Source organism: Bellilinea caldifistulae, from assembly GCF_001306055.1.
GTDB classification, from domain to species: Bacteria; Chloroflexota; Anaerolineae; order Anaerolineales; family Anaerolineaceae; genus Bellilinea; species Bellilinea caldifistulae.
In genome coordinates this window covers 153,146-172,972 of sequence record NZ_LGHJ01000012.1, presented here as the reverse complement: position 1 = coordinate 172,972, position 19,827 = coordinate 153,146, and the positions used below count along the sequence as shown (strand labels likewise).

The window sequence follows — 19,827 nt, the reverse complement described above, 5'->3', positions numbered from 1 at the left end:
AAATGAGCGAAGAACCGAAAGAACCTCAGGAAAAAAAACCGCTGGATGATACCCAGCCAACCCAGCCCGGTGAACGTCTGCGCCGTCTGGTTGCTTCGGCGCAGGACGGTGATTCATCGGTGTTGACCGGCGGCACCGGCCCTTTGCGAATGCCGGAACAGCCCGGCAGTAAGGAGGGCCAGCCACCCCAACCGGCAGAAGCGGACAAGTCCTCCGCGCCTAAAGAAGAAACCCCCAGCCCGGCTGAGGAAAGCGCATCCGTTAGTGAGCGCCACCCCACCGGAGAACCCGAGGAAACGGCCGGCTGGTTTGGTGAAGACCTGGAGCGTCTGGAAAAGGGCGAAGCCCCGGCGGATACGGCGGCGGTGAGCCGTCACCCGACGGGTGTCCCTGAAGAAACGGGCGGCTGGTATGGCGAGGGGCTGGAAGAACCCGCCCCCGGCGTGAAGGAAGAACCTGAACAAACCCGCCCGAGTGCAGCACCGCCATCCGCCCCACTGCCCGATTCCCAAGCCACGCGGGTCAGCGGCGGCGCTCCACAACCTCCCCCGCCGCCTTACGGCAAAAGTAGCACTGACCTGCCCCGTCGGGTAGAAGAAGTTGATCCGGATGCCACCCGGGTAACTCCGGCAGCTTACCAGCGTTCGACGTCGGCCGCCCAACGCTCACGTCAGACCACTGCGGCCGGCACGCCAACCAGAGCTCAACGCCCCGGTGGAGCGCCTCGCCCCGGTGGAGCGCCTCCCTCGCGGACGACTTCCAGCGCCGGACAAAGCGTTTCGCCGCCTTCTCAACCAAAAGCCAACAACGCCTGGAAGAAGCCACTCGGTTGCCTGTTGAGGGGGTTGATCGGGCTGCTGTTTCTGGCGGTGATTGTGGTGGTGCTGGTTGGATCGTTCCTGGTTGTGCGCTATTTTTCGATTGCCGCCAGCTTGCCGAGCATCGAGGACTTGCCCGGTAAAGCCTCTCAATTTGAAACGACCCGTCTGCTCGACCGCAACGGTAACCTGATCTACGAAATCATTGATCCCAACGCCGGACGGCGAACCTACGTGCCTTTGGAGAAAATCTCTCCTTACATGATTGCGGCGACGATTGCCACCGAGGATAAGGATTTTTACACCCACCCCGGTTTTGACCCTTGGGCAATTGCGCGCGCTTTGTGGCAAAACTACACCACCGGCGAGGTGGTATCCGGCGCTTCAACCATTACTCAGCAGCTGGCGCGGGCTTTGTTGCTGGCCGATGAACGCTACGAGCGGACGGTGGATCGAAAAGCCCGCGAAATTGTGCTGGCAGCCGAAATTACCCGCCGCTACAGCAAAGAAGAAATCCTCGAACTATACCTGAATGAGAATTATTACGGCAAACTGGCTTACGGGGTGGAAGCCGCTGCCGAAACCTACTTCAACACCACCGCCGACAAATTGACCCTTGGTCAGGCAGCCTTCCTCGCCGGTATTCCGCAGGCACCGGCCATTTACGACATTGAAGCCAACCGCGAGGCAACTTTGAACCGCTTTCGCACGGTGGTGGTTTTGATGTACGAGTTGAGCCGTGAGCGCAACTGCATTGATGTCAGCACTTCGCTGCGTCCGGTGTGTGTGGATGCTCAGGCAGCTGCCGAAGCGGTGCGCGAGATTGAAAACTACAACTTCCAACCCGCCCGGCAGGTCTACCGCTTTCCACACTGGGTGGATTACATCCGTGCCCAATTGGAAGAGCGTTACGACCCGGCGACCATCTACCGCTCCGGTTTTACCGTTTATACCACCCTGGATCCGGCTTTGCAGGAAACGGCCGAGCGGTTGGTGCGTGACCAGGTGGCTCAACTGGCGGGCAACAATGCGACCAACGGCGCGCTGGTGGCCATTCGCCCGTCCACCGGGGAGATTCTGGCAATGGTCGGCTCGCCCGATTTTTACAACGCGGCCATTTCCGGGCAGGTCAACATGGCAATCAGCCCGCGGCAGCCCGGTTCGGCGATCAAGCCGTTGACTTACGCGGCTGCTTTTGAAAAGGGCTGGACACCGGCAACCCTGATCTGGGATGTGCCGAGCGAATTTCCACCCTCCGGAGATCCGAATGACCAGCGGGAACCTTACCGCCCGATTAACTACGATGAGCGTTTTCATGGACCGGTGACCGTGCGCACGGCGCTGGCTAATTCCTACAATGTCCCGGCGGTCAAGGCGCTGCAATTTGTGGGAATTTATGACAACCCTGCCACGCCCCAACAAGAAGGCCTGATTGCTTTTGCGCGGCGCTTGGGAATTACTACGCTGACGAGACCGGATTACGGCCTATCCCTGACGCTGGGCGGCGGGGATGTATCGCTGCTGGAATTGACCGCGGCTTACAGTGTATTTGCCACCGGCGGACGCTTGATTCCACCCGTTTCGATCACAAAGATTGTGGACTTTCAGGGCAATACTGTTTACGAGTACAAAACCCCGGCTGGGGAGCAGGTCATCCGCCCGGAACACGCTTACCTGATCAGTTCCATTCTTTCGGATAATCAAGCCCGGGCGCTGATGTTTGGAATCGATTCGGTGTTGAATATTGGCTTTCCGGCTGCCGTCAAGACCGGCACAACCAACGATTTTCGCGATAACTGGACGGTGGGTTACACCCCTGATCTGGCGGTGGGGGTTTGGGTCGGTAATGCCGATTACACGCCGATGATCAACACAACCGGCCTGACCGGTGCGGCGCCGATCTGGTCGAATTTCATGCGCCTTGCTGTGCAGCAAATCACCGGTGGTAATCCTACTCCGTTTGCCCGTCCGGCCGGGATTGTAGATCGGGTGATTTGCGCCATCTCCGGAACCGAACCGTCCGAATTTTGTCCGTTACAGCGCAATGAAATTTTTGCCTATGACCAACCCCCTCTGCCCAAAGAAGAAGACCTTTGGAAGAAGGTACGCATTGATACCTGGACGGGACTGCTGGCTTCCTCGGCCTGTGCCGATTTTGTGGAGGAGAAATTTGCCCTGAACGTGACCGATAAAAGCGCTATCCGCTGGATTCTGGAAACTTCGGAAGGACAACGCTGGGCCGAGCAAATGGGCTTTCAGCAGCCCATCTTTTTCACGCCGGAGCGTGAATGTACGGTCAATGACCAGCGCCCCCTGATTTTGTTCGCCGGGTTGAGTGAGAATCAAACCATTACCCGCTCGCCGCTGGAAATTTATGCCCTGATCAAAGTGCCGGAAGCGTATGAGGACTACCGGCTGGAATACGGAATTGGGGATGAACCGGCCGAGTGGAAAGAGCTGTACCGCGGCGGACCGCAGTCCGATCAGCCGCAGTTCCTCACCGACTGGGATCTGACCGATGTGCCGGCCGGCAAAGTCACCTTGCGGATTGTGCTGAACAGCCGGAGGGACACCTACGCCATCCGTACCATTCACCTGAATATTCAAGTACCCACGCCGACACCTACGCCCACGCCAACCGTAACTGTCACGCCAACCGTAACTGTCACGCCGACCAGCACACAAACGCCCAGCCTCACACCTACCCCGCCGCCTACCCTGACACCAACTCCCAGCGATACACCCACACCCTAGTTTCAGAACATTCTCATCTGAACGGCGTCCTCCCATTGCGGGGGGTCGCCGTTCAGCAGGTCTTCCCATTGATTCTCGGAGAGGTAGGGGTATTCGCTCAAATAACGCAGGTGACGGAATTTAAGTAAGCGCCAGCCTTTTTGGAAGGCTTCGCTCAATCGGGGGTCGCGGCGTATTTTGAAACCAAGCAGCCCGGTACGGCCGCCCGGCAGAACCAGGACACAGCGAGAAGGCGGCGCCCTGTGGGCTTGATACACATACGGGCTGATGATGCTGCTTGCCAGCAGGAAAAACAAATAAACCGCCTCATCCTTTTCGTTCAGCCAGACCATCGGTTGATCGCCTTCGATGCGGAAGCCCAATCTTTCACCAATGAGTTTGAGGCTGTGAGCCGCATTGGTGAGATCGGTTCGGCGGCGGGCCGGCTCATCTTCTGGGCGCAGTTGCCACTGGTGAGCCTGCCCGTTGACCGGCGAGGCATACGATTCCAACACCGCTGTGATCAGCGGCCGAGACGGCACCAACAAACCCGGAAACAGGGGGTAAAGACTGCTTTCCAGTTGATTGCGCTGGATGAGTTTATGCTGGACGAGAAATTTGACAACCTCTTTTTCTACCCGGTCGGCCAGAGGCAGGCTGGCTGGGTGCGGATCGCTCAACCACCAGGCACCGCTTTCTTCAGCCTGACCGTGTCCGGCATAACGGACGAAAAGACGACGGTCTTCCAGCACCTCTCCCACTTTGGCTTGCAGGCGGGCGAGATCGTCGGGGGCAATTTCCTCCGTCCGGCGAGGGAGCAGGCCGTTTTCGAGCAGCGTAGATAAAGCAGCGGCAAACAAAGTCAGGTAGCGGGCTGGCTCTCCGCGCGCTTGCAGATAGCCCTGGAGAGCATTTTGCAGAAGCGGTTTTGGGCTGATTGGAGCGGGGGCGGGTTGTGACGTTGGCACGGATTGCCAGTGAAATTGGGCCAACTCGCTTTCGCGTTCCAGCGAAAATCCTTTCAAGGTGAAACCAGCCGTCAACGGGCCGAGAAAGGCGGCCAAAAGAAAACCCGGTGTAGTCTCGCTGGCCAGTGCAAAAAAAGGCGTACCTGCGGGGATGTGGCGGGAAAGCTCGCGTAAGGCACGTTGAATCGCATGGGACATCCAGTACCAGTCGTAACGGCGGCGTTCCAATGCACCGCGCAGCGGCTGAACAGCCTCTCGGCCCCACAGCCATCCGGACCACAGGGCGCTGAGAGTCCAAAATGCCTGATTGGGCCGGGGGAGAATGCTGATGATCGCCGCCGGTTGAATTGGCATGGTCGAAGGCGGCAGGGCAGAAATCCTTCCGCGGAACAGACAGATACCCGCCCCCTCCGGTAATTGCGGGTAAACCGAAATTTGTACCGGCTGAGCAGGAGAACTCCACACCTCTACGGCATTTTCCAGAGCCAGCCAGAGGTTGTTTTCCCGGAATTGAGTGGGGATGGTCAGCTGACGCGGGCGGGGGCGGACTGCCGGGTGTTGCCAGAGGGTATTACCCTCGTCACAAACCTGAATCAGCAGGGCGGTCAGCAAGCGTTTACGGTCTTCGGGTAAGGCGAGGGTATCTATCTTGTTGATGAGCGTGGTCAGTACATACAGGGGGCGCGGCAGGTAGGTTTTGAGGGCTTCGCCAACCTGTTCAGCCGAGCTCGCTGACGGGTCGCCGATCACCCGGGATAGGGCACGGGCACGGTGGAGAGCATCGTTGCCGGGCAGGCTGAGCTTTTCAATGTCTGCCGGGGTAATCGGGCGTTCGCCCTCATCGCCGCAGGACGGGCAGCGGTAAATTCGGCTTACCATCCGCAGCGGTTCGCTTTGCCAGATGAAGGCTTGCGCCGCAACCAGTTGACCGCAGGCAGCACATGGGGTGTGATAAAGACTGAGGAGATGTCGTTCAAGGCGTTCTTCACCGCGTTTGCTGGCTGCCAAGGCAGCCAGAGCGGCTTCGAACTCGCGGCGGGGAGGGGCGGCTGCGAGGATTTCCAGCATGAAGGAGAGAATCGGGTTGTTACTGGTGATGAGAATGCGATAGCCATCCCGGGCTGCTTCCAGTGCCAGCTGGGGGTGAGCCCCAATCGGGTCCAAAAGCCACGCTCCCACCGGCACGTTCTGTTTGAGCCAGGCACCGATCATCCCGCCGGGAAGCAATGGCAAATACCGCCCAAGCGGTAAAAGAGGGGCTTCGCCTGTCCCGCCAACGAAAGGTTGCTCCAGTACACTCATCCTTAAATCAGTATAAGGATTTAAGCGCCAAAAATCCAGATGTTCCAAAAAAATCAGACCATTAACTTGATCTTAACTTGTTCTTGAAAAGAATTAAATCTTGCGTTGCTACAATGAATTCAAAAAGATTTAACCGCTCAGGACTGAATGGAAAAGCCGATGTCCGAAAATGAACTCAAACCGGTGTTCGATGTGAATGATTTACAAACCATGAAGGTGCTGGTTTCGCGTTTGCGGCTGAAAGTGCTGCGGGTGTTGATCGAGCAGCCTTCCACAATCCGGGAAGTGGCGCGCGAGTTGAATATCCCGCCCAACCGGTTGTATTATCATTTCAACCTTCTGGAACAGTGTGGGGCAATCCGTGTGGTGGAAACCCGCCTGATTGCCGGCATTCTGGAAAACCGCTATCGGGCGGTGGCACGCAGGTATCAGGTGCGTCCCAATCTGCTGGACGAGGAACTGTCAGAAAACAACCCGACTACCACACAGCCATCTGCGCCTTCGATTGAACAGGAAAAGTCCCTTTAACCATCTGGTTTAATCATCCAAATTGGCGGATAATTGGGGGTGTTCAGAAGTCATTTGCAGATTGTCAACGGGGTACTTAGAAACGAGGTAAATGGACATGAACGCCTATTTACAAGCCGCCCAGCAAGGACGTAACGAATTCTGGCGTTATGGGGTGGTGATTCTGGCCGTGATCGTGGTGACTTTTGTGGTACAAATTGCGGCTACCATCCCATTTTTTCTGATCGAAGGCACCACCGATATTTTTCAATTCTCGCCACTTTCGCTGTTGATTTTGACGATGATTCCGTTCCCGTTTGCCGGTTTGACTGTGCTGGCGGGGGTGGCATTTTTCCATCAACGTCCGTTGAAAACCCTCTTTCGGCCGGTGGGGTCTTTTCAGTGGCGGAGGATGTTCCTTTCCGGGCTGGTGTGGTTCGGCATTTCGGCTTTGGCAGATCTTGTGCTGGCTCAATTGCAGCCGGGCAATTATGTGTGGAATTTTAACCCGCTGGAATTCGTTCCGTATTTCATCCTGTCCGTTTTGCTCATACCCTTACAAACCTCTACCGAAGAACTGATTTTTCGCGGATATCTGACCCAGTGGCTGGGTCGGTACAGCAAGGGGTTGTGGCTGCCGCTGCTGGTGCCTTCGCTCTTGTTCATGCTGCTACACGGTGCCAATCCGGAAGTGGGTACATACGGGTTGTGGTTCACGATGCCTTTTTACCTTGGGATTGGTCTGCTGTTGAGCTGGGTTACCCTGCGGAGTGAGGGGTTGGAACTGGCGCTGGGACTGCACGCCGCAAATAATTTATACGCTGCATTGATGGTGACTTTCCCCAGTTCGGCAATTCCCTCACCGGCGCTTTTTCGCATTCAGACTTACGATCCGGCAGCGGGACTGGCGGTTTTTATGGTCATGGCGGTGGTTTACCTACTGATCATGAACGGCTTGCGTCTGACTCGTCGGGTTCAGATACTGGCCAGTCTGATCGGGATGATTGTTTTACTGAGCGGGTTGGTTCAACCGGTGGTAGCAAAATCGTATTCTGCCGAACGCTTCGACGTGGAAATCAATTTGCAGCCCAACGGCGAGTTGCTGGTAACCGAAACTGTTTTGTTTAATTTCGAAGGCGGGCCTTTCACCTTTGCGTTTCGGGAAATTTCCAAAAACGAGTTGGATCGGTTAGAGTTTGTATCGGCGCGGATGGATGGCCTTCTTTTAGCGCCGGGCAGTCAGGCGGGTCAGGTGGAAGTCAGCCAGGACAGCGAGGCGTTGAAGGTTGTCTGGCATTTTACGCCGACCAGCGATGCCCGCCATACCTTTGAGTTAACCTACCGCGTCAGTGGGGCGGTTCGGCAGACCAATCAGGGAGATGGGTTAGCGTGGGTAGCCATTCCGCCCGAACATGAGTACGCCATTGGGAAGAGCCAAATCCGGTTGGTCTTGCCGGCGGGAGTCAGGCCGGTTCAACCGATTATTCTGCGCGGAGAGAAGATTGAGCCTTTGGATGAGGGATCCGCCTTTCTTTTTCGCGTCAGCGAGATTGCGGCAGATGAAGATGTGGTCATTGAAGCGTATTTTCCGCCCGGCAGTCTGATTCAGCAGCCTCCGCAATGGCAGGCGCTTCAATTGGAGCGCGGCCGCCAGTTGCGGGCAGGGATACCTTACGCAATGGGGCTTGCCATTGGGATTGTCGGCGCCTGTATGCTGGCTGCCGGCCGTATCCGCCGCCGCTACGCATTTGACCCCAGCGCCGTCATTCCGCCCGGTACGATCACCGAGCCGCCGGATGACCTGACTCCTGCTGCTGCCGGTTTCATGCTCTACAACGGCCGAGTTGGGTTATTTGATTTGTTCGCGCTCTTGTTGGAGTGGGCGCGGCGTTCGTGGGTCAAGATGGAATTGGTGGAAGGTAAGGGGGTTTTCAAAGCGCGGGATTTTCGATTGTCTTTGCTGCAACCGCTCAGCGGCAGCGATCATGAAATCCTGCTTCAGCGGTTGATCTTCCCGCCAGATGCGCTTTCATCCAAGAAGGAGATATTCCTCAGTAAGGTAGGGCAGGTTTTGAGTTCCAAGACAACTCAATTTACTCGGATTTTGACCAATGAGTTGGTTAACCAGGGTTTGGTTCGGCCAGAGGCGGTTGAGGCACGCCGTCGTTTGAACGCTGTGGCGACGTTTCTCTTTATTTTTGCCTTTGTGGTCGGAATGGCTGGCTTATTCTTCATCTTAACAAATTTTGTTTCTCCTTTTGTGGGAGTGGTGTTGATGGGCGTGGGATTGGGGTCAATGATCGGCGCGTTCTCTTTCTGGATAACGGCTGAAAAACTCTCCATTTTTATGCTCGGCGGAATGCAGCGCTTTCAACGCTGGGAATCCTTCCGCGGCTACTTGCGCCAACTGATGAAGCCGGAAAACAGCAGTTTGCTGCGTCAGGAATGGCTGGAAGAGTTTTTGCCGTATGCGGTTGCCTTTGGGTTGGGTGATGCCTGGGTGAAAGCCTTTCGCAATCAAGGGTTAAGTACGCTTCTTTCGTGGGCTACCGCTTTGGATGGGTCAGCCGTTGACAGCGCTGTGCTGACGGGGGTGATTACCACCTCTTCCATGGGCTCCGGCGATGGCGGCGGTGGCGGGGGCGGCAGCGGGGGCGGCTCTTCCGGGGCTGGTTAAACTAATAAAATTGAAAGCCGGTCGTGGAAATAAACCGGTGCAGGCGAAACAGGTATAATATCTAAACAGAGAAGATGTCTCATGTCCGCCAACTGGTATGCCCTGCAAAGCCACCCGCATAAAGAATCCGTTCTTGCCAGTCACCTGCAAGAAAGCGGTTTTGAAGTATTTTATCCGCGTCTGAAAGTCAACCCGGTTAACCCGCGTGCCCGCAAAGTGCGCCCCTATTTTCCCGGCTATCTCTTCGTCTATGTGGATCTGGAAGCGGCTGGCGTCTCCACTTTTCAATGGATGCCGCACGCCAAAGGGCTGGTATCCTTTGGGGGTGAACCGGCAGCCGTGCCGGAAAGCCTGATTCATGCTATCCGGCGGCGGGTACAGGAAATCAATCTGGCGGGCGGGGAAAGGCTGGAAGGATTGCAGGCGGGTGATGAGGTGATCATCGAGCACGGACCTTTCAGCGGCTATGAAGCCATCTTCGATGTCAAACTTCCGGGCAGCGAACGGGTAAGAGTGTTGTTGAAAATGCTCAGCCGACAGCAGGTGCCGCTCGAACTGAATGCCGGCAGTATCCGCAAACGAAAGAAATCCTCCTGATCCCCATTTTCATTGCCATAAAAATCAATTTTCATGATGAGTCAATCCCCGGGTAATTCAACTCCAAAATCCTCTTTGTTCAACGGACGCACGCTCGAATCTCGCCGGGCGGGCCAGATCAACCGCTATACCCCGCTGGTAATGACCGGTTTGCTGCTGGCGGGCGGCTATGCCTTGCTGGTGAGCGGCCTTTCGCTGGTGTTTCAACAAGCCCTTGGCTGGAATTCACCGTGGTTGAGTGCGCTGCTGTTTTTTATCATGGCGCTGGCTTTCTTCCCGCTGCGCAATCGTTTGGAAGGACTGTTCTCTTCCTTGAGAGGTGTCTCATTGCAACAATCACCGCGGCGGGTTGAAATGACCGAAGCGGTCAGTCTGTTGGATACACTCGACCGGCGCGAGATCATTCTCCGTCTGCGCAGGGAGTTGTTGGAGAAATTGGGGGTTGAAAAAGCCCACTTGTTTTTATACGATCTGGTGAGTGATTCGTATCAGGCGGCTGAAGACCAAAACGGCAAGAAAACCAGTGATCTGGTTTTTCAATCCAACAGTCCGCTGGTTGAGCACCTTACCAAAATCAAGGGTTTCTTAAGTTTGAATGAAGCCGATGCGGTACTGATGGATGAATTGCGCGGCGAACGAACCCGCTTGAGCCTGCTGAATGCGCGCTGGTTTTTCCCCTTACCCGGTAACCAGCGCCTGTTGGGTTGGCTGGCGCTGGATGGACAAACGGGCGCAGGATTCACCCCGCCAGTTCTGGAAGCCGTCGGCAGATTGTGCCGTGAGGCTGCGCTGGCGCTGGATCGCGCCCAGATGGTCAGCGAAATGGAAAACAGCGTGCGCGAGATGAATATTCTCACCCGCGTTGCGCAAGGGGTCAATGTCACCCTCAATCTGGATGATATTTTTGAGCTGATTTATGCTCAAATTACCCAGTTAATTCCCGCCGATCAATTCCGCCTGATTCTCAAATCTCCCCAGGGGGATGGACTGGTACAGGTTTTCTTCATTGATGGGGAAGAGCGGGTCAGCGAACAGGAAAATTTGTATTTGCCGGTTGAACCGAGCCTCGAAAGTGAAGTTGCTGCCAGTGGACGCGGCAGCATGACCGATGATTACAGCCGCGAATCACGCCAGCGCGGCTTGCTGCCTTTGACCGACGCCATCTACGCGTGGATGGCCGCCCCGCTGAACGCCGGCGCTGAGCCGATTGGGATCATCTGCTTGGGACGGCGCGACCCCGCCCAGCGGTTCACTACCGAGCAGTTGCGCATCCTGCAAGCGCTGGCTGATCAGGCGGCTGGCGGCATTTTCAAGGTGCGCCTGCTGGCTGAAAGTGAGCGGCGCGCCCGTCAGTTGAAGACTCTCAACGAGGTTACCCGCCAGTTGACTTCTACACTCGACCCGGAGCGCCTGTTGAAGAATATTCTGCAAAGTGCGGTAGATATTTTGAATTGTGAGGCGGGCAGTTTATTGATGCTGGATGAGCATACTGAGGAGTTGGTCTTCAGGGTGGTGCTGGGGCCGGTAGCCCATGAGTTGGAAGGTCAGCGCATGCCCGCTGATAAAGGGGTGGTCGGGCGCTCTTTCCAGACCCGCCAGCCGCTGATTGTCAATGATGTGCGTTCTTCCAAAGACTGGTTCTCCAAGCCGGATAAGATGACCGGCTTTGTGACCCGCTCGCTGCTGGTTGTACCCCTGATCGTCAAAGATACGGTGCTGGGGGTGATTGAGGTGGTCAACCGTAAGGACGGCTCCAACTTCAACCTGGATGATCAGGAACTGTTGACCGCTTTTGCCTCGCAGGCAGCGGTGGCGATTGAAAATGCCCGGCTTTACACCCTGACTGATCAGGCGCTGGCTGCCAAAGTTGAGGAACTCTCCGTTTTGCAGCGGATTGACCGCGAATTGAACACCAGTCTGGATGTCAGCCGCGCCATGACGATTACGCTGGAATGGGCGATGCGTCAATCCGGGGCGGATGCGGGACTGGTGGGGGTGGTGTTGCCGGAAGGGGTGCGTGTGGTTGCTTCCCAGGGATATGCGGACGAATTGAGCATTTTTGAAAATGATTTGATCCCGGGGGATCGGATTGGACTGGGGCGGATGATTGACCTGCGCCGCGCCATTCGGTCCTACCCGGCTGAGGATCTGCCGGGGTTGTTTACCAGCGCAGCCAGTCAAGTCTTGATACCGATCCAGCGGGAGCAGAGTGTGATCGGTTTACTGCTGCTGGAAAGCCGCAAGCCCGAAGTCTGCGATGAGGATATGCTCGAATTCTTGCAACGCCTTGGTGATCATGCCGCCATTGCGATTGCAAACGCCCAGTTGTACAGCGCCGTACAATCCGCCAATGTGGCTAAGAGCGAGTTTGTGTCGTTTGTTGCCCACGAACTCAAAAACCCGATGACCTCGATTAAGGGGTACACCGAACTGCTGGCTGCTAAAGCGGTTGGGCCGGTCAACGACGCTCAGGCTAATTTCCTGACGGTCATCCGCTCCAACATTGACCGCATGAACACTCTGGTTTCGGACTTGAATGATTTGTCCAAGATTGAAGCCGGGCGGTTGCGCTTGGAGTTTGCGCCCATTCACCTTTCCGAAGCCTTGCAGGAAGTTGAGCGTTCTACCCGCCGGCAGATCGAAGAAAAGCAACAGACCCTTACCATCAACCTGCCCGCCGATTTGCCGCCGGTGTGGGCAGACCGTACCCGTCTGGTGCAGGTGCTGGTCAATCTGGTCAGTAATGCGCACAAATACACCGAAGCCGGTGGAAAAATTACCGTAGGGGCGTTACGCACCAAAAATGAATGGGACGAAAACGGGCCGGCGGAAGTGGTGCATGTGTGGGTTCAGGATACCGGGCTGGGAATCGCCCCGGAGGATCAACCCAAGATTTTTCAGAAGTTCTTCCGTTCCGAAGATCCAAAAGCGCGGGAAGTGCCGGGGAGCGGCTTGGGTTTAAACATTACCCGCAGTCTGGTGGAAATGCAGGGCGGGCAAATCTGGTTTGAAAGCGAGTACCGCCGCGGTACAACCTTCCACTTCACCATACCCGTAGCCGAGCAGTAAGCCAATCCGCGCGGAAGGGAGGCAGGCATGAGTCTGGTCAGTGCAGTGGGGTACAGCAATGAAATCAACGGACGCGAAGCCGCTCAGCAGGCCGCTCAACAAGCTTTGAAGGGACTGCGTTCTGCCAGCCCCAAAGCGGCGCTGGTCTTCTTTTCGCATCTTTTTGATCCGGCGGAAATCAGGCCGGTTTTGAACGCTCTGCTGGGAGATATTCCCCTGTGGGGTGGTACTACCTCGACGATCTACGCCGCTTCTGCCCCCCAGAAAATGGTGGTGGTGATTTTGGGTGGAAATTTTGCGCTGGATACCACCTGGATCGGACATTATTCGATAGATCCGCTTGGCAGTGCGCTGGAATTGAGTGGGCGATTGGAGCATGCCAGAATTAACCGCCACTGGCATTCGGTGCTGCTGGCGGCTGACGGGTTAAATGGGGAGATCAGCACGCTACTTCCTTATTTTGAACAGGTGCCGTTGGGGGTGGGAGGTTTTCTTTCAGGAGCTGGTTTCCCGCGCGGAAAAAATTTTTTGTTGGGGGAAACCTTTTGTGCCGAGGGTGGACTTTCAGCGTTATGGTTAGGAGCCGGCATTCGCGCGGGGATGGCTGCTGCACAGGGTTGGAAGGATAGCGGGGTGTATTTTCGGGCAACTGCCAGCCGTGAAAACCGCCTGATTCAACTGGACGGTCAACCAGCAGCCGACCAACTTTGCACGGTTCTGGGTCACACCCCGGCTGAGTGGACAAAACCGCCGTTACAAGATCTGCTGCGCCTTTTTCCGCTGGCTTATCGGGAAGCAGGACAATCCGAAACGGTTCTGGCTGCGCCGTTGACCGTCGCAGAGGATGGCTCTCTGCGGATGAATGTAGCCATACCCGAAGGCAGTATCTTACGGTTGATGACGACGGATCCAACTGCTGCTCTGCAAGCCGTTCGAACCGCGATTCAGACTGCCAACCAGCTGGCAGGTGAGGGAGCGGCGGGCGTGGCAATGCTTTTCCTGGATGTGGGTTGGTTTGAGTTGTTCCGCACCAGACCGGCGAAATTATTGGAGGTCGTTCAAGAAGAAGCCGGCGAAATACCGTGTTTTAGCGTGGCGACTTTGGGACAGATTTGGCGGGGGAGTGAAGATGCTTTGCCCGTTGCGGCAAATTTGGGAGCGCTGGCGGTGGTGTTCAAGGGCGAATCGTAGCGCTTTTTCTCAAATTTGAGCATTTTTCTCAGGAACTTACCCAATACAGGAACTTTTTGGGGCGTTCATCGTCTTTATTTTTAACCTATTGTTTCGTGTAGCGCCTTTTGCTATACTGATTTTGTAAATTTTTTTTCTTGATCCAGGAGGGATCGAACCATGAACAACTCAATTGTCCTAAAATCTGGCTGGAACGGGCTGCGTCTTATCGTAACGCTGATGGTCATCAGCGTTCTGGCATTGGCGCTGCCTTTAACCACGGCTCAGGCCTATTCCGGTTATCCCACATTTGACATCTCAGAAGTCAAAAAGGATCAATCGGTTACCATTCAGATGAAAAACCTGCCTCCTAACCAGACCTTTACGGTGCGCATGAACAAAATAGGCACCAAAGGGGTCGGCGGAGAAGTCGTTGGCAGTTTCAACTCCGAAAGCGGCGGCAGTAAAAAATTGACCTTCGACATTCCTGCCTCGCTCAAAGGATTGAAACTGATCGCCATTCGGATTGACAGCCCGCAAGGTTATTATGCCTATAACTGGTTCACCAACGACCCGGCCGGCGCAGACACCGGCACGCCAAGCAAGCCCTACACCGGCATCCCAACGGTGGATATCGTATCGGTCACCAAAGATGACGAAGTAAAAGTCAAGACCAACAACTTCCCGGCCGGAAAGACCTTTACCGTGCGGATGGGTGAATACGGCACCAAGGGCGTCAACGGCACGGTTGTAGGTAGCCTTGATTCAGGCAGCGGCGGAAAGCTGGAAGCCACTTTCAAAATTCCGGATGGCCTGAAGGGTAAGGATCGGATTGCCATTCGTCTGGAAGCCAGCGGCGGTTACTTTGCCTATAACTGGTTCTACAACAGCACCGGCAGCGGCAGCACCCCCGCGCCCGGCACGACCCCGACGCCAGCCCCCGGCTACAGCGGAATACCCACCTTCAGCATCAAAGCCGTGGTGCGGGATGGAAAGGTAACCATCAGCGCCAAAAACTTCCCGGCCGATCAAACCTTTACCGTCCGCATGGGTGCCTACGGCACCAAGGGGATTGGCGGTGTGGTGGTTGGTACGAAGGAAACCGGCAGCGGCGGCAGTTTTGAAGCCACTTTCGATATTCCCGAAAGCCTGAAAGGCAGCCAGCGGATTGCCATACGCATGGATAGCCCGCAGGGGTATTACGCCTACAACTGGTTCTGGAACAATACCTATCCCTAAAAAATAACCCGTTCAAAGTCCGCCCCTTGCTCCGGTCGCAGGGGGCGGACTGACTGTTTAACGCAAAATTGCGTCCGTCATGCGGGCGGCGCGTGTAACGGCTTCCACATCGTGCACCCGTAAAATGTCAGCACCGCGTTGAATGCCGATCACGCAGGCAGCCAGGGTTCCTTCCAGACGTTGGTCGGGGGGCAGGTTGAGGGTGTAGCCGATGAAGGATTTTCGCGAAACTCCCAAGAGTAACGGAAACCCCAGTTTCTTGAATTCATCCAGGCGGCGCAAAATTTCCAGATTCTGGTCAACGGTCTTACCGAAGCCGATGCCGGGGTCGAGAATGATGCGGTCAGTGGGAACACCGGCAAGCTGAGCCAGCCGAACGCTTTCCAGCAATTCATTGCAAATGTCTTCAATCAAATTCTGATACTCAATTCCCACATAGCGTCCGCCCAGCCGTTCTTCCAGTTGGGCATTGGAGGGTTTGCTACGGTTGTGCATGAGAATCAGGGTGGCATGATGGCGGGCAGCCACTTCTGCCATTAACGGGTCGGCGCGCAAAGCCCACACATCGTTGATCCAGTCTGCACCGGCCCGCAGGGCTGCCTCGGCCACTTCGGATTTGTAGGTATCCACCGAGAGGATGACATCCGCTTCAAGGGCTGCCAGCAACTCAATCACCGGCAGAACGCGGCTCATTTCCTCCTCCGTGCTGACGGGCTGTGCGCCGGGGCGGGTGCTTTCTCCCCCAATATCCAGAATATCGGCGCCGGCAGCGATGAAATCCAATGCCTGCCGGCGCGCTGCCTGAAGCAGGTCGGTCTGGTTGAGCAGTCCATCTCCCGAAAAACTGTCCGGTGTGATATTGAGTATGCCCATGATGTACGTCCGGCTGCCAAAAGAGAGGCTTTTCATGATACGCTCCGTCAGGGTGTCAATGGGGGATTAATGACCTTCGGCGAGTGATTCAACCATTTTTGCGATGCGATGCAAACGGGTATCTGCCCGGCGAGCTTCCTGAATGTGGTTTATCCAACGCTGGCGGTGCGAAGAGGGCAGGGTATAAAATGCCGCCGCCGCCCGATCGGAATCTTCCAATGCACCGCGCAGGTCGGCTGGCAGGTTGTACCAGCCGTCATAGGGCAGCAACTGAAAACCGGCTGGCAGGGGCTGAGGGATGATCCCGCTCAGGTCGCTGGTTTTCAACAAAGCCGTGATGGTTTTCTTCAGGAGCGGGTGTTGAAAACCGGGAATGAGGTCGTTCAGCGGGAGCAAAACGAAGGAGCGTTCGTGCAGACGGGGATGGGGGATTTGAAGCGTCTCCTCCGAGAGAACTTGATCCTCATAAAACAGGATGTCCATGTCAATCAGGCGCGGTCCGTACCGCACATTCTCAACCCGCCCCAGTCGTTTTTCCAAAGTTTTCAGGTAGTTTAATAACTCCACTGGCGGCAGGGCTGTTGCCGTTTCAATGACCATGTTCAGGAAACGGGGTTGGTCTTCAATTCCCCACGGGGGAGTTTCATAAACCTGTGAGGCGCGGAGGGGCAGTACAGCCGGAGGCAGTTGGAAGATTGCCTGCTGCAAATTGTGCAGCCGGTCGCCTAAATTAGTTCCCAAAGCCAGAAAAACCTGTTTCAATCTCATCTTCTTTCGATAAATAACGCCAGATGAGGCGGTCTTTCATCTATCCATAACCCCTCACCAGCCGAAAGGGAACGGGCGGTTTCCAGTCCGGCTGCCAACTGTTCGATACAGGTATCCGAATACGGGGGTAGGATGCGCTCTGCATGGGGAAAGGAGATCTGTATTGCGGCCTCAGCCGCGGGTGGATAAATCAGCCAGTTGGGAGCGGTTTGGATTTCGGCTTGCAGGTTCAGATGCGACTGCCAGAAGGCGAGCATTTTTGGCCAATTTCCACTGGCGGGCGGCAGTGGCAGAAGGCGGTATTGGGGCGGCAGATTGAACCGGCCAACGGTGACCGGGCTGCCCAGCACAGCCGCGCGGAGGTGGTTGTGCGAGTCCCTTTCAACCCACAGGAGGGTATGACGTTGAGCGTGGATTAATTCGTTCAAAAGCAAGTGTAGCAGTCGCAGCGGATGGCTGAGACGAGGCCATTCAAAGAGAGTGATGGAATGAAACAAGGTCTGATCGGGAGGATTTAAGGCGTTGACCCAGTGAATTTCCTCGATCCAGCCCGGTTGAAATCCCAGCCCTTGCAAGGCGTCCGGCAATTCAGCGGGCTTTTCCAGCCGGAAACCGCCGAACCAGTAGGCTTCGCTCATTGCCCGCGCAGTGCGTTGATCAGGTCGGCCAGCAAGCCGTATGCGGTGGTGTTCGGGCCGGGATTGTTTTCGACGATCCCCAGGCCGGGCAGTACATCGGAGTGAAATTCCACGTAGGAACTGGTACCGTTGATGGCAAACAGGGGACTACCGGCCGAGACGCGCTGAGGTTTAACCGAGGCTTCCAGCAATTCTTTGCCTTTGCGCCGCGCAGTGCAGACCACCTTCCAACGTTCGCCAGCCTGACGAGCTTCGCTGATCATGGCGGGGGTAATTTCGCGGATGCTGCTGCGTTCAACCTGCTGAGGTTTGAGAGGGATGCCAAGCACCACGGTGCTGAGCGCAGCAACCTTTATGGCAGCGTCCCAGCCGTCAATATCCGCCGATGGATCGGTTTCGGCGATGCCAATTGCCTGAGCCTCGCGGACGGCTTCATCGAATGTTTTGCCGTTTTCCATCAGGCCGAGGATGAAATTGGTGCAGGAGTTGAGAATGCCCTGAAACCCGTGAACCTCGATGCATGGTAAAGGCCCGCGGAACAGCGAAAAGATAGGAGCGCCGTCCATGACGGCCGCTTCAAACAAGAAGCGCTTGCCGCGGGTGGCGGCCATGTCCATCAATTCTTGATAGGCATGCACCACCGGCCCTTTGTTGGCAGTGATGGCGTGCATGCCTTTGTCCAGGGCGGCTTTGATGTGATCAATTGCCGGCTGGCCGGTGTGGTGGTTGACCGGTGAGGTTTCCAGCATGGCTTCGGCGGAACTGGCAAACAGAAAATCGAGGGTGTTTTTGGGAGCCGGCATTTCGGAGAGGATGTCCAGCGATTGACCACGGCTGATCACTTCCAGCGCCCGCGTCAGGCTGATGCCGCCGGAACTGATGGCACTGCCGTGACGGCCGGTAACGATGCCGGTGACAATGAACTGATAACCGAACTGCTGGGCGATTTGCTGTTCTTTTTCCAGCAGCAGACGGGCAAAAGCCTGTCCAACATTCCCAAAACCGACTAAAGCCAGCGCTACCTGTTTCATGGCATCTCCCTGTTTTTGTGATTTTTATCAATCTTATCCGTCTTTATGTCAATGGACAAGGGGTAGGCCTTTTTCGTATAATTTATTCGTGCTATTGAATATTTTTTTACGGAGTGTTGACCTTTGATGAGTCAAAAGCGCTATTGGGTGCGGGTGAATCGGGAGGGGAAACTGGAAATTCCTGCGGCGGTTGCTGAGCGGTTCGGTTTACAGGCCGGTGAACAGACCATCTTGGAAGAAAACGGACGGGAGCTCATTCTCTATCGGCCGGTTACATTTCTGGAACGGGTCTATGTGGAGGTGACCAATGTGTGCAATTTGCAATGCCGTACCTGCGTTCGAAATGTATGGGACGAAGCGGCCGGTTTTATGAGCCAAGAGATTTTTGAACGATTGTTGGAAGGGGTGGAGACTTTTTACCCCCGCCCAACCCTCTATTTCGGCGGATATGGAGAACCGCTTGCCCACCCCCGCATTTTTGAGATGATTGCCGAAGCTCGCTCAATCGGTGCAGAGGTGGAGATCATCACCAACGGTACCTTGCTGGGAGAAAGTGCCTGCCGGGCTTTACTGGATACGGGGGTCAATGTGCTGTGGGTTTCACTGGATGGGGCCACTCCGCAGGCTTACATGGATGTGCGGTTGGGCGATGCACTTGAACAGATTTTGAGCCATTTGCGTCGTTTTCATCAACTGCGGCAGGAAAGCCGAGCAGTCACTCAATTGGGAATCGCTTTTGTGGCCATGCGCCGCAATATCCATGAACTGCCCCGCTTACTCGAATTGGGGCGCGAGTTGGGTGCGGCCTGCTTTTCGATCAGCAATGTGCTGGCACACACCCGCGATTTACGCAGAGAGTCGCTGTATGATCGTGCCCAGTATGAACCAGAAGCGCAGAAAGCCAGTCTGCTGCCGGTTATCAACCTGCCGCGAGCGGATTTCCCGCCGGAAGTGCAGCAATCCTTAGCCGCGGCAATTCAGGATGGGTTTCGAGTGGAAGTTAGCGGTTTGAATCCGTTGCGGACGGGTAATCGTTGTCCGTTCATAGATAAGGGCAGTCTTTCCGTGCGATGGGATGGTAAGGTCAGTCCCTGCCTTTCACTGCTGCATACCCATGACAGCTACCTGGATGATCATCTGCGCCGATCCACGGCTTATTTTTGTGGGGATTTAACCACGCAGAGTCTTGCTGCAATCTGGCGAGACCCGATTTACATGGATTTGCGTCGGCGTTTGCTGACTTTTGATTTTGCTCCCTGTGTCGTTTGCAATGCCTGTGAAATGGCCGATCAAAATTTAGAGGATTGTTTTGGTAATACCCAGCCAGCCTGCGGGGGCTGCCTGTGGGCGCAGGGGTTAATTCAATGCCCTTGACCTCTGCTTTTTAATCGTCCAATAAAGGAATGTTATACCCTTTTTAATCAAATCGCTGGTGGT

13 protein-coding genes are annotated in these 19,827 nt (G+C 55.7%); 8 read left to right on the top strand and 5 right to left on the bottom strand.

Annotated features, from left to right (window positions below; genetic code table 11):
* The first annotated feature begins 2 nt into the window (after positions 1 to 2).
* Positions 3 to 3,572: a transglycosylase domain-containing protein gene (locus tag AC812_RS06815; RefSeq protein ID WP_169787268.1), complete on the top strand. Its 3,570-nt coding sequence runs from the start codon at positions 3 to 5 to the stop codon at positions 3,570 to 3,572.
* A gap of 2 nt (positions 3,573 to 3,574) precedes the next feature.
* Here the strand turns inward: AC812_RS06815 and AC812_RS17550 are convergent, their stop codons facing one another.
* Positions 3,575 to 5,821, bottom strand: a complete 2,247-nt coding sequence (locus AC812_RS17550) for a hypothetical protein (protein WP_061919413.1) — start codon at positions 5,819 to 5,821, stop codon at positions 3,575 to 3,577.
* Between the two features lie 159 nt (positions 5,822 to 5,980).
* On the opposite strand from AC812_RS17550, the gene AC812_RS06805 reads away from it, so the two are divergent.
* From AC812_RS06805 to AC812_RS06780, 6 genes are all read left to right on the top strand, one after another.
* Positions 5,981 to 6,349 (top strand): winged helix-turn-helix domain-containing protein, encoded by a 369-nt coding sequence (locus AC812_RS06805; protein ID WP_061919411.1) that lies wholly within the window; start codon positions 5,981 to 5,983, stop codon positions 6,347 to 6,349.
* A gap of 97 nt (positions 6,350 to 6,446) precedes the next feature.
* Positions 6,447 to 9,005: a DUF2207 family protein gene (locus AC812_RS06800; protein WP_061919409.1), complete on the top strand. Its 2,559-nt coding sequence runs from the start codon at positions 6,447 to 6,449 to the stop codon at positions 9,003 to 9,005.
* 81 nt (positions 9,006 to 9,086) lie between these two features.
* Positions 9,087 to 9,602 carry a transcription termination/antitermination protein NusG gene (nusG, locus tag AC812_RS06795; RefSeq protein WP_061919407.1) on the top strand — a complete coding sequence of 172 codons (516 nt, stop codon included), beginning with the start codon at positions 9,087 to 9,089 and terminating at the stop codon, positions 9,600 to 9,602.
* A 33-nt stretch (positions 9,603 to 9,635) separates the two neighbouring features.
* Entirely contained in the window at positions 9,636 to 12,671 is a 3,036-nt protein-coding gene (locus tag AC812_RS06790; protein WP_061919405.1) for a GAF domain-containing protein, read from the top strand.
* A gap of 27 nt (positions 12,672 to 12,698) precedes the next feature.
* On the top strand, positions 12,699 to 13,862 hold the full coding sequence (locus tag AC812_RS06785) for an FIST N-terminal domain-containing protein (protein WP_061919403.1): 1,164 nt from the start codon (positions 12,699 to 12,701) through the stop codon (positions 13,860 to 13,862).
* A 159-nt stretch (positions 13,863 to 14,021) separates the two neighbouring features.
* On the top strand, positions 14,022 to 15,080 hold the full coding sequence (locus AC812_RS06780; RefSeq protein ID WP_061919400.1) for a hypothetical protein: 1,059 nt from the start codon (positions 14,022 to 14,024) through the stop codon (positions 15,078 to 15,080).
* Positions 15,081 to 15,137: 57 nt separating this feature from the next.
* Here the strand turns inward: AC812_RS06780 and folP are convergent, their stop codons facing one another.
* Genes folP through AC812_RS06760 form a run of 4 tightly spaced genes read right to left on the bottom strand, consistent with a single transcriptional unit; the run spans position 15,138 to position 18,390 of the window.
* Positions 15,138 to 15,989, bottom strand: a complete 852-nt coding sequence (gene folP / locus AC812_RS06775) for a dihydropteroate synthase (protein ID WP_061919398.1) — start codon at positions 15,987 to 15,989, stop codon at positions 15,138 to 15,140.
* Positions 15,990 to 16,019: 30 nt separating this feature from the next.
* Complete coding sequence (gene folK / locus AC812_RS17815; protein ID WP_201797737.1) at positions 16,020 to 16,715, bottom strand: 2-amino-4-hydroxy-6-hydroxymethyldihydropteridine diphosphokinase; 696 nt, start codon at positions 16,713 to 16,715, stop codon at positions 16,020 to 16,022.
* 2 nt (positions 16,716 to 16,717) lie between these two features.
* Positions 16,718 to 17,359: a hypothetical protein gene (locus AC812_RS06765; protein ID WP_061919396.1), complete on the bottom strand. Its 642-nt coding sequence runs from the start codon at positions 17,357 to 17,359 to the stop codon at positions 16,718 to 16,720.
* Positions 17,356 to 18,390 carry a hypothetical protein gene (locus tag AC812_RS06760; RefSeq protein ID WP_061919393.1) on the bottom strand — a complete coding sequence of 345 codons (1,035 nt, stop codon included), beginning with the start codon at positions 18,388 to 18,390 and terminating at the stop codon, positions 17,356 to 17,358. The genes AC812_RS06765 and AC812_RS06760 overlap by 4 nt, the downstream gene beginning before the upstream one ends.
* Before the next feature lie 126 nt (positions 18,391 to 18,516).
* On the opposite strand from AC812_RS06760, the gene AC812_RS06755 reads away from it, so the two are divergent.
* Positions 18,517 to 19,764 (top strand): radical SAM protein, encoded by a 1,248-nt coding sequence (locus AC812_RS06755; protein ID WP_061919391.1) that lies wholly within the window; start codon positions 18,517 to 18,519, stop codon positions 19,762 to 19,764.
* Positions 19,765 to 19,827: the final 63 nt, after the last annotated feature.